A 13,522-nucleotide genomic window follows, 5' to 3' on the forward strand; every position below is an offset into this window, starting at 1 on the left:
CTCAGGGGAGGCAGTGCATGAATTTCGTGTTCTTCTCGCCGCATTTTCCGGCCAACGGCGCCGATTTCTGCGACCGGCTAAGGAAGGCCGGCGCCACCGTGCTCGGCATCGGCGACGCGCCCTATGAGACGCTGAGCGGCAAGCTCAAGGCAGCGCTGTCGGAATATTACCGCGTCGCGGACATGGAAGACTACGATGCCGTGTTCCGGGCCATGGGGCATTTTATCCACAAATGGGGCCGCATCGATCGATTCGAGTCCCTCAACGAGCACTGGCTGGAACTTGAGGCCAACATCCGCACCGACTTCAATATCTTCGGCACCAAGCTCGATTTCGTGAAGAATTTGAAGCGCAAGAGCCGCATGCGCGCCTTCTTCCGCAAGAGCGGAGTCGAGACCATTCCACAGCGCAAATGCTCGGACCGCGCCGGGGCCATGACCTTCATCCGTCGCGTCGGCTATCCGGTGGTGGTGAAGCCGGATTCAGGCTCCGGCGCCTCGAACACGTTCAAGATCTCCAACGCCAGGGAGCTCGACCAGTTCTTCAAGGACAAGCCCGAGGGCGTGACCTTCGTCATGGAGCAGTTCATCGAGGGGCTGGTGGTGACCTTCGACGGCCTCGTCAACCGCGATGGCGAGGTGGTGCTGGCGGCGAGCCATCGCTACGACCAGAGCATCATGGACGCGGTCAACAACGACCGCCATATGAGCTACACCTGCTTCCCGGAGATCAGCCCGGCGGTCGAGGAGGCGGGCCGCAAGATCCTGAAAGCGTTCGACGTGCGCGAGCGCTTCTTCCATATCGAGCTGTTCGAGACCAGGGACAAGCGCATCATCGCACTCGAGGTCAACATGCGTCCGCCGGGCGCCTGGATGACGGACGCCATCAACTATACCTTCGACATCGATGTCTATGCCGCCTGGGCCGACATGGTGGTGAAGGACGCGGCCGGTGGCCCGTACAAGGGCAAGTATTTCACCGCCTATGCCAGCCGCAAACGCCATATCGACTATTTGCACAGCCATGAGGACGTGCTAGCCGCCCACGGCGACAAGATCGTCCACCACCAGGCCATCGAAGAGGTTTTCAGCCGCGCCATGGGCAACTACGCCTACCAGATGCGTTCCAAGGACCAGAAGGCGTTGCGCCAGGCGGTCGACTACATCCACGCGGAAAAGGCGTGAGGCGATGGACGTTTCCTATCACAAGGGTCATGCCCGCAACCTTGGCCGCGACATGGAATACAAGCGCTACGGCCATGCCGGGCGCCCGGTTGTGGTGTTCCCGACCTCGCAGGGGCGCTTCTACCAGTTCGAGGATTCGGGCGGCGTCGGCGCGCTCGCCGAATTCATCGATACCGGCCGCATCCAGCTGTTCACGCTCGACGGCATCGATTCGGAATCCTTCTTCGACAAGCATGGCGATCCTATCCACCGCATCGCCCGCCACGAGGCCTATTTCCGCTATGTGCGCGAGGAGGCGCTGCCGGAACTGCAGTCGGTTGCTGCCAAGGCCAATGGCGGACGCATGTTAAAGCCGCTGTTCTGCGGCTGCTCGATGGGCGGCTATCATTCCTCGAATTTCGTCTTCCGCTTTCCGGAACTGGCGAGCGGCGTGATCTCGCTGTCCGGCGTCTACTCCACCCGCGACTTCTTCGGCCGGGCGCTGGAGGGCAGCATCTATTTCAACTCGCCGCTCGATTATCTGCCGGGTATCGTCGACCAGCGGCTGCTCGGCCGATTGAGGGCGCTGCGACTGATCTTCTGCTGCGGGCAGGGCGCCTGGGAAGAGCGCATGCTGGTCGAAACGCGCGAACTCGAGCAGGTGCTGCGCGACAAATCCATTCCGGCCTGGGTCGACTATTGGGGCGGCGACGTCAGCCACGACTGGCCGTGGTGGCACAAGCAGCTCGTCTATTTCTTCGGTCGCTGGCTGGACGACGACCTGATGCACAGGATCGATTGATGGCCGCGCCCGAGCCCATCCGCCGTTTTGTCGAAGCCACCAATGCCGGCGACACGGAGGCTTTTCTCGATACCTTCACGGCTGACGCCTTGCTCACCGATTGGGGCCGCTCCTTCCGCGGGCGCGATGGGATCGCGCGCTGGAACCAGACGGACAATATCGGCGTGCGGTCCCGCCTCGGCATCGTTCGCATTGCGCAGTCGGGCGATGTCTACCATGTGCGCATAAAGGTGGCCGGCAACGGCTTCAACGGCGAAGGCGACATGACCTTCAAGCTGGACGGCGACCGGATCGCGAGCCTGGTGATCGCCTGACGTCGCCTTGCGGGTATCCACCGGCGTCCGGCCGCTCAAAATATGACAATTATAGTCATCTTTTTCTGGAAAAGGCCCTGATGCTGTGGCATGCCTGCCAGGACGATGGCGTCGGCCTATGATGGCCGTATCGCCACAACCCCTTGTCGAAAGGCATGGCGATGGTCCAGCTCAGCGCGCAAACCCATATCCGCAACGATGCCATCCGGGCGGTCATGGACAGGCTGCGCGCCGAGCATGGCGACTGCGAGATCGATGGCGGCGTCGCGGATCAGTGGGAGCTCCGCATGGATTACGGCTCGCTGCGCGCCGCCTTCGAAGACGGCGGCATGCTGATCCGGGTCTCGGCGCAAGACGAGACCTGCCTGTCTTACATGAAGATGATCGTCGCGGGCCATATCGCCGGGCAGCTCGGGACCACCGACGGCCTGCGCTGGCAGGGCGACGGCAACGATGCCGGCACGCCTGTCTTCTTCCGCGAGATCACAGTCAAGTCCTCGACGCGGCTGTCGCCGCATATGCAGCGCGTGCGCTTTTTGGGTCACGACCTCGGCCGCTTTGCCCATGGCGGGCTGCATGTGCGGCTGCTGCTGCCACCCGCCGGACGGCAGCCGATGTGGCCGGTGATGGGCGCCGACGGCATGATCGTGTGGCCCTCGGGCGAGGATGCGCTCACGGTTCGCGTCTACACGATCCGGGCGCTGGACGTCGCGGCCGGCTGGCTCGACATCGACTTCGTGCTGCATCCCGGCACCGAAACGCCGGCGGCCGCTTTCGCGCAGGGCGCGCGGGCGGGCGACGTCATCGGCATGATCGGCCCCGGCGGCGGGGACGTGCCGGAAGCGCAAAACCTGCTTCTTGTCGGCGACGATACGGCGCTTCCAACCATCGGCAGGATGCTGGAGGAGCTTGCGCCGTCGACCCGCGCCGAGGTCCTTGTCGAAGTCGATGGTCCGCAAGACCGGATCGCGCTGGCGGGGGACGACAACGTCACCGTCCGCTGGCTTTACCGGCACGGCGGCGAGGCCGGCTGCGCAGGTTTCTTGCCAGCGGCGCTGCGCGAGCGCGGCCGTGTGGCCGACGATCTCTATGTCTGGGCAGGGTGCGAATTCGCCGACTTCCGCGAGATCCGCAGGATCGTGCGCAAGGAGTGGGGCCTGCCGCGCGACCGGCATCTGGTCACCGCCTATTGGCGCCGGAGCTCGCAAGGCGAGGAGGGGGGCGGCGAGGAGGGGGGCGGCGAGGAACAGGACAATACATGAATATGGATTTGTCCTCGCCGCCCGGTTTTCAACAGTCAGCGATGCCTCAGAAGCGGTAGCGCAGGCTGCCGAACAGCGAGCGGCCTTCGTCGCGGTAGCAATAGCCGGCCGAGCAGATCGTCCGCTGGTTGTCGAACAGGTTCTTGGCGTTGACCTGCAGCTTGACGCCCTCGAGCTTCGGATTGCGGTAGCCGAAATCATAGGACAGCGAGGCGTCGACGAAGGCGCGTGCATCGTTCTTGAAGGTGTTGGTGTCGTCGCCGTAGCTTGCCCCGGCAAAGCGCACGCCGGCGCCGAGCCCAAGCCCGGCAAGCATGCCGCTCTCGAACTGATAGTGGCCCCAGAGCGACAGGATGTGGTTCGGCGTCGCCGAAAGCTCCTTGCCGACCGTGCCTTCCGCGCCGCGTTCGATCTTCATGCGCAGATAGGTGTAGGAGGCAATGACGCTGAAGCCGTTGTCGAGCGAGGCATTGGCTTCCAGCTCGACGCCGCGCGAGTTGAGATCGAGCTGACGCTGCTTGTTGATGCCGGTCGAGGCGTCGAAGACGACGCCATCCTTCTGGTCGATGTCGAACAGCGCGGCGCTGACGGTCGCGTTGTAATCGGGGACCTCGTATTTGACGCCGATCTCCTTCTGCGTCGCGATGGTCGGGCGGGCGACATGAGTGACGTCGCTGTCGATGTCGTCATAGACGAAGCCGATGTTGGGCGAGAACGAGGTCGAATAATTGACATAGGGGATGATGCCCCATTCGGTGCGGTAGGAGAGGCCGATGCGGCCGGAGAAGGCGCTGTCCTTCTGCTTCGACCGGCTGAAATCGGCGGCGGTCGAGGTGGTGTCGACCCAATCATAGCGGCCGCTGGTGAACAGGGTGAAATCGTTCCACTCCATCTGGTCGTGCAGGTAGAGGCCGAGCTGGTTCATCTGCTGGCCCCCGGAATAGGGAACGGCTGCCGACTTGATGTCCTCGACCGAGACATAGGAGAGCCCGCTGCCGGCGTCGTAGTCCGACCAGGCATAATCGATGCCGCCGACCGCGGTGTGTCGCACCGGGCCGGTGTCGAATTCGAGCTGCGCCATGTTGTCGACGACGAAGTTCTTCATCTTCTCGGTGTAGTGACCCCAGTAGCGCTGCAGCGGCTGGTCGGCGCCGACCGAATAGTGGCCGCTATATTCGATGTCGCTGTCGACGGCGTCGTAGCGCAGGTTCTGGCGCACCGTCAGCCAGTCGTTGACGCGGTGCTCGAACTCGTAACCGATGCGGCCCTGGTCCTGGCTGAAGTCGTTCCAGGCCGGGTCGCCTTCATAGACGTTCGACAGCACGCCATAGGCCGAGTTGTAGAACGCCGCGGTGCCGCCGGTGACGGACTTCGAATATTCGCCGAGGATCGTCAGCTTGGTGTCCTCGTCCGGCTTGAAGGTGACGGCCGGAGCCAGATAGAGCTTGTCGTCGGGATAGGCGGGCAGGTCGGTATCGCCGAGGCGGCCGAGGCTGGTGAAGCGATAGAGGATGCTGCCGTCATCGTTGACCGGCCCGGAGGCATCCAGCGCCGCCTGGAAGCGGTTGTGCTCGCCCGCCAGCAATTCGATCTCGCGGAACGGCTCGTCCTTGGGCCGCTTGGTGACGACGTTGACGATGCCGCCCGGGCCGCTGACGCCATAAAGCGAGGACGCCGGCCCTTTCAGAATGGTGACGCCCTCGATGCCGTAAGGCTCGGTCTTGAACCAGGCCGAAGGCCCGTTGTACTGGCGCAGCCCGTCGCGGAACATGCCGTTATAGAAGGCCTGAAAGCCGCGCAGGAAGAAGGCGTCGTAGCGAGTGTCGAAGCCGAAGCTGTTGGGATTGGCGCTCGCCGTATAGCCCAGCGCATCGTTCAGCGTGCGCGGCTTCTGGTCCTCGATCTGCTTCTGCGTCACGACCGAGACCGCCTGCGGGATCTTGACGATCGGCGTGTCGACCTTGGTGCCGATGCGGTCCTTCTTGGCGACGTAGCCGTCCTGCACCAGGATCTCATTGCTTTCGGCGGTCACCTCGATCTTGCCGAGAACAGCGCCGTCTCCATTGTCCTGCGCAGCGGCCGGCGGCGCTTGGCCAAGCACGGCGGAGGCCGCCAGCATTGATATTCCCCAGCGCCATGTCGTCGACCGCTCGCCCATTAACTTGTCTCCGATTCTCATGTTAATTGCGCTCTCGCGCTCTCAAATATGAGTAACTGAGTCAAGTATTTTTTATACCCTAGCCGAACTCGATGACGTCATATGCGTCAGACAGGTCGGTCGTGGTTGCGCCTCCCCATAACGATACAGGTCGGCGCCCGCCGAAGACGACTGGAAGGGCGCCGCATTTTGGGCGGCGGCTAGCCTTCCTGGCAGGCCGGGAGAGGCGCGACGTCTTGTTCCGGCGCCGATCCGCGACGCAGGCCGAGGAAGACGACGATGGCGGTGAGGAAGGTGATTGTCGCCAGCACGACGAGCAGCCGGTCGAAAGCCGCCTCGTAGGCATGGATGAGAACGCTGGCGTTAGCCGTCGGCAGATGTTGCGCCGTTCCGCCGATATTGCCGGTTGCAAGCAGCTGCGCCGCCGCAGCCGCCAGGGCGGGCGAAGCCAATCCTTGATTGCCGAGCTGGGTGGCGGTGAAACCCGACAGCGCCGCCATGACGATCGCCAGCGCCACGCCCTCGCTAGCGACGCGGGTGGTGTTGAAGATGCCGACCGCCATACCCGCGCGCTCCTTCGGCACGACGCTGACGGCAAGACCGTCCATCAGGCCCCAGGGCAAGGCGATGCCGATGCCGATCAAGACCAGCGGGGCCACCAGCGCGCTGTCCACCGCGGGAACACGACTGAGCCAGACGAGGCCGGCGGCTGCGACAAGCAGGCCGACACCGCTGATCGTGGCCGGAGCGACCCAGCGCGCCAACTGGCCGGCAAGCAGCGGCAATATCAGCAGCGGCCCGGAGAGGCAGATCATCAACTGCCCCGCCTTGATCTCGCTCATCCCCTCGATGCCGATGAAGCGGATCGGCAAGAGCACGAGCAGGACGACAAAGGCGTAGGCAGGCGCGGCGGCCAGGAACTGGACGCCGACGAAACGCGGGAAGCGAAACAGCGTCAGGTCCAGCATCGGCCGGCGCACGCGTCGCTCGACAATGACGAAAGCGACAAAGCAGATGGCGGCCATGCCGAGAAGCGCGACGACGACGGGGTCCGTCCAGCCGTTCTGCGGTGCCTGCAGCACGCCATAGGTCAACGCGGCGAGCGCTATGGTGAAGGTGCCAGCTCCCGCCCAGTCGAGCCCGGCCGCATCCGGATCGCGCGATTCGGCGACGGTGCGCAGGCCGAGGGACGCAGCAGCAACCGCGAGCACCGCCACCAGAAGGAAGATCGCGCGCCAGCCGAAAGCGTCGATGAGCAGGCCGGAGGCAACCGGGCCGAAGGCGAGGCCGATGCCGAAGCTGGTGCCGAGGAAGCTGAAGGCGCGCAGCCGCAACTGGCCGTCGAATTCCTGAGCAAGCGCAGAGGCGCCGCCGGCGAAAGCGGCAGCACCGCCTATGCCTTGCAAAGCCCTGAAAATATCGAACCAGACGATGTCGGGCGCAAGTGTGGCGCCCATCGCGGCAAGGACATAGGTGGCGAGGCCAGCGAGGAAGATCCGCTTGCGGCCATGGTTGTCGGCCAGTGCTCCGGCCGCCATCAGGCTGGCGCCGAAGGTAAGCATGAAGGCATTCGTCACCCAATTGAGTTCGATCGGGCTGCCGCCGAGGTCGGCGGCAATGCGGGAAAGCGCCACGGCGGGGCCGGTGAAGCTCAACGGCATCGTCATGGCGGCGAGACAAACCGACAGCAGCACAAGCCATCTGCCGGCGGAGCCGGTTATGGTCATCGAAGTCATGGATCTTCCTATCTGAGGCGGGATTTTCCGGCACGCCGCGGATTGGCGGCGCCGATCGCAACGACAAGATAGGGCGGCGACATTTCCGGCAAAATAGTATTAAATCTCCGATCATACCGGAATGAAACGCTCGAATGGATTCACGCGATGGATCGCCTCAACGGCCTTCTGGCTTTCGCCCGCACCGCAGAGCTCGGCAGCTTTGTCGCCGCCGGCCGGGCGCTGGGAATCTCGGCATCCGCCGTCGGCAAGAGTGTCGCCCGACTCGAGCAGGAGCTCGGGGTGCGTCTCCTGCAGCGCAGCACGCGACGCATAGGTCTGACCGAGGAGGGCAAGCTATTCAACGAACGCGTGCGCCGCATCCTCGACGACATCGACGATGCCGAGGCGATGCTGTCGCGGACGCGCGAGACGCCGCATGGGCGGCTGCGCGTTTCGACACCGATCGTCACCTATCATCTGCTTTTGCCGGTGCTTTCGGAATTCATGGCGCGATATCCGGAGATCGAGCTCGATATCGATTTCAACGATCGCATCGTCGACATCATCGAAGAGGGCATCGATGTCGCGATCCGAAGCGGCGAGTTGCCCGATTCACGATTGGTATCGAGGCCGGTTGCGCCCTTTCGCATGATCTTATGCGCGGCCGCTTCCTACCTCGACCGCCATGGCACGCCCGGCACGCCAGCGGATCTCGCAGCGCATTTCGGCATACACTTCCGCTTTCTCAACAGCGGCAGGTTGCTCGACTGGCCGTTCATTACCGGGAGCGCGGCACCACAGATACGCTCGATGCTGACCTGCAACAACATGGAGGCATTGAAGGGCGCCACGATCGCTGGTCTGGGCATCGCCTGCATGCCCGATTTCCTGGTGCGGGGGGCGCTGCATGAGGGAACGCTGCGCACCGTGCTTGACGACCATGTCGACGGTCGCGGCCAGTTCCGCATGCTGTGGCCATCCAATCGCCACCTCTCGCCGAAGGTTCGCGTCTTCGTCGATTTCCTCCCCGAGCGGCTTGCGGCCGGACGGTAGGTTTCGCCGGGCCAAGGCTGCGACGATGGTCAGTAGGTCGCGCGTCCGCCGGAAAGGTCGAAGGTGGCACCGGTGGTGAAGGAATTCTCGTCCGACAGCATGAAGGCGACCATGGCGGCCGCCTCCTCCACTTCGACGAACCGGCCGCGCGGCACCTTGCCCAGCATGTAGGTCACCTGGGCCTCGGTGAGCTGTTCGAGGATACGGGTGCGGGCGGGCGAGGGCGTCAGCGCGTTGACGGCGATGTCATGTCCGGCGAGTTCCTTGCCGAGCGACTTGCTCAGCGCCAGGACGCCCGCCTTGGCCGCCGAATAGGCGGCTGCGTTGGGATTGCCTTCCTTGCCGGCGACGGACGCGACGTTGACGATGCGGCCGTAGTTTCGGTCGATCATGCCGGGCACCAGGCGCCGGCAGCAGTAGAAGACGCCGTTGAGGTCGATATCGACGATCTGGCGCCAGGCAGCGGGGTCGTAGTCCACCACGGTCGCCGCCGGTCCGGCGATGCCGGCATTGTTAACGAGGAGATCGACGGATCCAAGCGCGCGCTCGGTTTCGGTGGCGGCGCGGTCGACGGCCTCGATCTGCGACTGGTCGCAAATGAAGGTTTCGACGCGGCCAAGCGGTGCAAGCTCGGCGACGGCGCTCTTCATCGCTGGTAGATCGATGTCCCAGATGGCGACGCTTGCGCCCGACGACAGCAGGCGCCGGGCAACCGCAAGGCCGATGCCTTGTGCGCCGCCCGTCACGACGGCGACGCGGCCAGAGAGATCAACGGCGTTCAAACGGCGGTTCATTGGCTTCTTCCTCCCCTTGCATTGATACTGCGGATCAGTCCTTCACGTTTCGCGCCACCAGCTTGGCGACGCTTGGACCAATGAGCAGCACGACGAGGAAACGGGCCGACTGCAGCGCCATGACGAAGGAGATGTCGACGTTCTGCGCCGCGGCGGCGATGATGGCGACGCTGTCCATGCCGCCGGGGCTGGTCGCGAGATAGGCGGTCAGCGGGTCGATGCCGAGCACGCGGCTGATGACGAATGCCAGCCCGCCGCAGAATGCGATCAGCGCCACGATCGAGGCGATGATCTGCGGCAGGGCGCGCGCCGCATGACGCAGGATCGGCCGGGTGAAGTTCAGTCCGATCGACCAGCCGACCATGGCGTAGCTGATTGCGAGCAGCCAGGGCGGCAGTTGCATCGGCACGCCGAAGCCCAGATGGACGACGGCGCCGATGATGAAGGTGCCGAGGAAGAAAGGCGAGGGCAGTCTCAGCTGCCTTCCGAGCAGGCCGCCGACGATCGCGATGCCGATGGTGGCGGCGAAGGCCACGGGATCGATCGGCGGAAACCACACGACAGGCGGCACTTCGACACCCGATGTGTCGACCCACATCTTGGCGACCAGCGCCGCCGTCATCGAGACGAAGATGACGCGCAGATATTGCATGAAGGCGACGAGTCGCTGGTCGGCGCCGAAGGCGCCAGCCATCAGCACCATGGCGGTGGCCGCGCCCGGCGAGGAGCCCCAGACGGCGGTGGTGCCGGGCAGGATGCGCCAGCGGCTGATCAGCCAGCCAAGCAGGCTCGAGGCCGCGACGGTGGCGATCACCGCAACGAGGAAGAGCGGCCATTCGACATAGAAGACCGGAAAGATGTCGGCCGAGATCGAATTCGCCACCAGGCAGCCGACCACTGCCTGGGCGGAACCGAGCAGCAGTCGGGGCACACGCACCGTGGCGCCGTTGGTGCCGGCCAGGATCGCGGCCATCATCGGGCCGATCAGCAGCGCCGCCGGCAGGGCGGCCAGCTCCAATGCACCGGCAAAGAGCAGCGAGAACACCACCAGCGCCAGCCACTGCTGTGGCGCGCGCAATCGCGCCATGCGTTCAACGGGTGGTTGCTCTGGTGAAGAGTCCATGTCCGGCTCTTAGACCGGGCGCGGACAAATGCGAACCCGCTTGTCGAAGAAATTCCTTGTCCAGGCCGTCAACTGGACTTTTCCGGTGCAGGAAGGCCGAAGCCGCCGACCGGATGGGTCTCGACCTGGAATTCGAAGCCGGCAATGAAGGGACGCGCCTTGGCGATCGCCGCCTGGACTTCCGGCAATTGCAGCGAGGCCTTGTGGCTCGCCTGGTCGGTCCACACTTCGGTGACCCAGATCGCATCGGCATCCACGGGGTCGGTGGCGATTATGTAGCTCAGGCAACCAGGCAGGGCCACGGTACTTTCACGCAGCACGTCCATGACCGCGTCGCGCTGGCCGCGTGCTGCCCGCATCTTGCCGATCAGTCCGAACATTCCCTGTCTCCCTTTCAGCGCTTGGCGTTTGGCCAAACGCCAATTGCTTCAATCTCATTCATGCATGTCGTTTCCCAAAACCGCTGCGCGCTTTTGGGCGACATGCATTAGGTTGCGCGAAGAGTATGCCGGTCTCGGCTCACTGCATCAACTGGCCGCCATTGACCTCGATCACCTGGCCGATGATGTAACCGCTCAAGAGGTCGGAGGACAGGAACAGATAGGCTCCGACGCAATCCTGCGCCGTTCCGGCACGGCCCTGAGGTATGGTGGCAACCATGGCCTTCATCTGCTCGGCACTCGAATAGCGTTCATGGAACGGCGTCAGGATCGTGCCAGGCGCCACGGCGTTGACGCGGATGCCGAAACCGATCAGCTCCTTGGCCATGCCGCGCGTCACATTCGAGACGAAGGCCTTGGACGAGCCGTAGAGGCCGGCGCCGCCGCCGGCGCCGTTGCGCGCGGCGATCGAGGAGGTGTTGATGATGAAGCCACCCTGGCGCTTCAGCCAAGGGATCGCCTTGCGCGAGGCGGTCAGCACCGATCGCGCGTTGAGATCCATCACCGCGTCATAGTGAGCTTCTGTCTGGTCGGCATAGGCAACGCGGCCGAGCATGCCGCCGGCATTGTTGACGAGCCCGTCGAGCCGGCCGAAATGTTGCGCGCTCTGCTCGACCACGCGCTCGACGTCGGCGGGAACCGAAAAATCGCCCTGGGTCAAAAACACTTCGCCGCCGCCCTCGCGGATGGTCTTGGCCAGCGTTTCGGCTGCTTCCCGGCTCGAATTGTAATGCAGTGCGACGCGGCATCGTTGCGCGGCGTAAGCGAGGGCGAGCGCGGCGCCGATCCCGGTCGAGGCGCCGGTGACCAGCACTGCCTTGCCGGCAAGGTCGGGAATGACAAGTGCGGTCGGGTTGGCTGGCATGTCGATACCTCCGGGATTTGCGCGGGCAATTGGTAGACGCTTGCCGGCCAGGCGTTCAAGTTCAAGCGAGATCAGGGCCGGAGATAGACATAGCCCTGACGCTGCAGCTCCGCGATTTTGACGACGCCGCCCTTGTCGGCGACCTGGAAGCCTTCGAGCAGATCGGCCAGCGTGATGTCCATACCCTGCATGGTGTTGCCACAGGCCTGCGGCACGAGCCCCTGCTGGACGAGGCCGGCAAACCGGCTGGAGGTCGCGCCGGACGCGCTCTTCGTCTTGAAGGCGGCAAGGGCCGGACCATGCACGACCAGCACGATCTCGACATTGCCGCCGGTGCCCTCATAGTGGTTCTTGATATTGCCGAGGACGAAATTGACCTTGTCGGCGTCGCTGAGGTGATAGGCGACCTTCAGCCGTTCCCCGCCCGTGGCGGCAGTCGCCTGGCGCAGACCGAAAAGGCCGGCCGCTCCGGCAAGACCGGCGCGGAAAATGTCACGGCGCAGCATCCCGTATCCTCCTCTGCCGCCGGCTTGCACGATTGGCGTGGCCGAGGCTGCGGACCTGGAGCGTTTCACCGTTTCAGGGAAACGGCGAACCGCTCTATCCCCTTGTTTCGACGCAATTCCGGACGGAAAACCGTTACACACTTTTCCCTGGAATTGCTCTAGACTAGCATAAATCTCGGTCACGTCCTGTCGGTGCTAGGAGGGATCACATGACGTCGTGGATGGTGGGGGGCGCGGCGCTGGGGGCCGTGTTGTTTCTTGTCGGCGAGGCGACTGCCGACGATGCTCTCAAGCTCACCGAATTGAGCCCAAATGGCGCCGATGCCTGCTTCGGGCGCGTCTATGATGCAGCCCATCTCAAGGCGCATCCGCACCAGAAGGTGGCACGCATCTTCTTCTATTACGGCCACGACCCGGTTAGCCGGCCGAACGAGGAGCCGAGCACCATGTCCGACGCCGCCTATAACGGCTTTCTCACCACCACCGTGCGCGGTGCCAAGAAGCCCGACTGGGCAGCCGGCTGGTGCAACAAGGAGGATCCGAGCGACAAGGCGAGCGGCATCCGCTGCGGCATGGAATGCGACCGCACGCTGGCCTCCCTCAAGGTCGACGACAAGGGCCGGCTGATCCTCTCCAACCTGCAGCCCGACGTGTATCTCGACGCCGGCGCGGAGGAGGATCTCGGCGAAGCGGAGTACAACAAGCAGGCGCTGGGCAGCGAGGACGACAATTTCCGTCTGGATCCGATGCCGGCTGACACCTGCAAGGCGGAGTTCGCGCGCATCGATCCGATCGATCCGGCGCTCGGGCCCCCGCTGCGTGAGCGATTGAAGCCCGACCAGGCCTTCTGCTACGGCCGCGACTACGATGACGCGCATCTGAAATCGCATCCCGGCCAGATGACGCAGTCGATCCGCGTCTTTCGCGGTCCGATCGAGCTCGCTTCCTTCGCCACCGGCGGCGACGCCGCCAACTGGCCCGACGGCGCCGACATCGCCATCTCGGTGACGACCAGGCAGAAGAGCGCCAAGGTCACGCAGACCTATTCCTGCCAGGGCGAGGCCGACCAGTGGCGGTGCTCGGCAAGCTCGAAGATGAGCGACTTTGCCTGCGACATCTCGCAGAAGGAAATTTTTCTCAAGCGCGGCGCCGGCGGCACGATGATGCTGGCCAACCCCAACAATGCGCTTGCCGTCGTTGACCTCTGCTCGAAGGCGGCGGACGGCAAGACCAAGTCCGACGACAAGGTCTATAGGCTCAATCCAATGCCGCAGTCGGCCTGCGCGCCGTGAGACATTTCGGGACGGATCGCCTTGTCCACATC

At 64.2% G+C, this 13,522-nt stretch carries 13 protein-coding genes; 6 read left to right on the forward strand and 7 right to left on the reverse strand.

The window, feature by feature from the left end:
• Positions 1-17 precede the first annotated feature (17 nt).
• The 4 genes from QAZ22_RS12575 to QAZ22_RS12590 all read left to right on the forward strand — a co-directional run bounded on the left by QAZ22_RS12575 (position 18) and on the right by QAZ22_RS12590 (position 3,541).
• Entirely contained in the window at positions 18-1,184 is a 1,167-nt protein-coding gene (locus QAZ22_RS12575; protein ID WP_278207093.1) for an ATP-grasp domain-containing protein, read from the forward strand.
• A gap of 4 nt (positions 1,185-1,188) precedes the next feature.
• Positions 1,189-1,965: a hypothetical protein gene (locus QAZ22_RS12580; protein ID WP_278207094.1), complete on the forward strand. Its 777-nt coding sequence runs from the start codon at positions 1,189-1,191 to the stop codon at positions 1,963-1,965.
• The gene (locus tag QAZ22_RS12585; RefSeq protein ID WP_278207095.1) at positions 1,965-2,279 is read left to right on the forward strand and encodes a nuclear transport factor 2 family protein; all 315 of its coding nucleotides are present in this window, start codon (positions 1,965-1,967) and stop codon (positions 2,277-2,279) included. The genes QAZ22_RS12580 and QAZ22_RS12585 overlap by 1 nt, the downstream gene beginning before the upstream one ends.
• 161 nt (positions 2,280-2,440) lie before the next feature.
• The gene (locus tag QAZ22_RS12590; protein WP_278207096.1) at positions 2,441-3,541 is read left to right on the forward strand and encodes a siderophore-interacting protein; all 1,101 of its coding nucleotides are present in this window, start codon (positions 2,441-2,443) and stop codon (positions 3,539-3,541) included.
• A gap of 46 nt (positions 3,542-3,587) precedes the next feature.
• Here the strand turns inward: QAZ22_RS12590 and QAZ22_RS12595 are convergent, their stop codons facing one another.
• Together QAZ22_RS12595 and QAZ22_RS12600 are read right to left on the reverse strand one after the other, a co-directional pair.
• Positions 3,588-5,660, reverse strand: a complete 2,073-nt coding sequence (locus tag QAZ22_RS12595; RefSeq protein WP_278207097.1) for a TonB-dependent siderophore receptor — start codon at positions 5,658-5,660, stop codon at positions 3,588-3,590.
• 239 nt (positions 5,661-5,899) lie between these two features.
• Positions 5,900-7,435, reverse strand: coding sequence for an MFS transporter (locus QAZ22_RS12600; protein ID WP_278207098.1), 1,536 nt, complete (start codon positions 7,433-7,435; stop codon positions 5,900-5,902).
• Positions 7,436-7,582: 147 nt separating this feature from the next.
• Between QAZ22_RS12600 and QAZ22_RS12605 the strand changes: the two genes are divergently transcribed.
• On the forward strand, positions 7,583-8,470 hold the full coding sequence (locus tag QAZ22_RS12605; protein WP_278207099.1) for a LysR family transcriptional regulator: 888 nt from the start codon (positions 7,583-7,585) through the stop codon (positions 8,468-8,470).
• Positions 8,471-8,499: 29 nt separating this feature from the next.
• Here the strand turns inward: QAZ22_RS12605 and QAZ22_RS12610 are convergent, their stop codons facing one another.
• The 5 genes from QAZ22_RS12610 to QAZ22_RS12630 all read right to left on the reverse strand — a co-directional run bounded on the left by QAZ22_RS12610 (position 8,500) and on the right by QAZ22_RS12630 (position 12,198).
• A complete protein-coding gene (locus QAZ22_RS12610; protein ID WP_278207825.1) occupies positions 8,500-9,252 on the reverse strand; it encodes an SDR family NAD(P)-dependent oxidoreductase in 753 nt (250 codons plus the stop codon).
• Between the two features lie 46 nt (positions 9,253-9,298).
• Positions 9,299-10,387 carry an AbrB family transcriptional regulator gene (locus QAZ22_RS12615; protein ID WP_278207100.1) on the reverse strand — a complete coding sequence of 363 codons (1,089 nt, stop codon included), beginning with the start codon at positions 10,385-10,387 and terminating at the stop codon, positions 9,299-9,301.
• Positions 10,388-10,455: 68 nt separating this feature from the next.
• Complete coding sequence (locus QAZ22_RS12620; RefSeq protein WP_278207101.1) at positions 10,456-10,767, reverse strand: putative quinol monooxygenase; 312 nt, start codon at positions 10,765-10,767, stop codon at positions 10,456-10,458.
• A gap of 139 nt (positions 10,768-10,906) precedes the next feature.
• Positions 10,907-11,692: an SDR family oxidoreductase gene (locus QAZ22_RS12625; protein ID WP_278207102.1), complete on the reverse strand. Its 786-nt coding sequence runs from the start codon at positions 11,690-11,692 to the stop codon at positions 10,907-10,909.
• 71 nt (positions 11,693-11,763) lie between these two features.
• Entirely contained in the window at positions 11,764-12,198 is a 435-nt protein-coding gene (locus QAZ22_RS12630; RefSeq protein ID WP_278207103.1) for a DsrE family protein, read from the reverse strand.
• Between the two features lie 221 nt (positions 12,199-12,419).
• Here QAZ22_RS12630 and QAZ22_RS12635 point away from each other — a divergent pair, with 221 nt between their 5' ends.
• The gene (locus tag QAZ22_RS12635; RefSeq protein ID WP_347566953.1) at positions 12,420-13,490 is read left to right on the forward strand and encodes a hypothetical protein; all 1,071 of its coding nucleotides are present in this window, start codon (positions 12,420-12,422) and stop codon (positions 13,488-13,490) included.
• The last annotated feature ends 32 nt before the right edge of the window (positions 13,491-13,522 follow it).

The sequence above is a fragment of the Mesorhizobium sp. WSM4906 genome, assembly GCF_029674625.1.
Taxonomy (GTDB): domain Bacteria; phylum Pseudomonadota; class Alphaproteobacteria; order Rhizobiales; family Rhizobiaceae; genus Mesorhizobium.

What these genes read in the sequence shown, in the direction of transcription:
- QAZ22_RS12575 (WP_278207093.1), top strand. Translation starts at nt 18, where the DNA reads ATGAATTTCGTGTTCTTCTCGCCGCATTTTCCGGCCAACGGCGCCGAT.
- QAZ22_RS12580 (WP_278207094.1), top strand. Translation starts at nt 1,189, where the DNA reads ATGGACGTTTCCTATCACAAGGGTCATGCCCGCAACCTTGGCCGCGAC.
- QAZ22_RS12585 (WP_278207095.1), top strand. Translation starts at nt 1,965, where the DNA reads ATGGCCGCGCCCGAGCCCATCCGCCGTTTTGTCGAAGCCACCAATGCC.
- QAZ22_RS12590 (WP_278207096.1), top strand. Translation starts at nt 2,441, where the DNA reads ATGGTCCAGCTCAGCGCGCAAACCCATATCCGCAACGATGCCATCCGG.
- QAZ22_RS12595 (WP_278207097.1), bottom strand. Translation starts at nt 5,660, where the DNA reads ATGCTGGCGGCCTCCGCCGTGCTTGGCCAAGCGCCGCCGGCCGCTGCG.
- QAZ22_RS12600 (WP_278207098.1), bottom strand. Translation starts at nt 7,435, where the DNA reads ATGACTTCGATGACCATAACCGGCTCCGCCGGCAGATGGCTTGTGCTG.
- QAZ22_RS12605 (WP_278207099.1), top strand. Translation starts at nt 7,583, where the DNA reads ATGGATCGCCTCAACGGCCTTCTGGCTTTCGCCCGCACCGCAGAGCTC.
- QAZ22_RS12615 (WP_278207100.1), bottom strand. Translation starts at nt 10,387, where the DNA reads ATGGACTCTTCACCAGAGCAACCACCCGTTGAACGCATGGCGCGATTG.
- QAZ22_RS12620 (WP_278207101.1), bottom strand. Translation starts at nt 10,767, where the DNA reads ATGTTCGGACTGATCGGCAAGATGCGGGCAGCACGCGGCCAGCGCGAC.
- QAZ22_RS12625 (WP_278207102.1), bottom strand. Translation starts at nt 11,692, where the DNA reads ATGCCAGCCAACCCGACCGCACTTGTCATTCCCGACCTTGCCGGCAAG.
- QAZ22_RS12630 (WP_278207103.1), bottom strand. Translation starts at nt 12,198, where the DNA reads ATGCTGCGCCGTGACATTTTCCGCGCCGGTCTTGCCGGAGCGGCCGGC.
- QAZ22_RS12635 (WP_347566953.1), top strand. Translation starts at nt 12,420, where the DNA reads ATGGTGGGGGGCGCGGCGCTGGGGGCCGTGTTGTTTCTTGTCGGCGAG.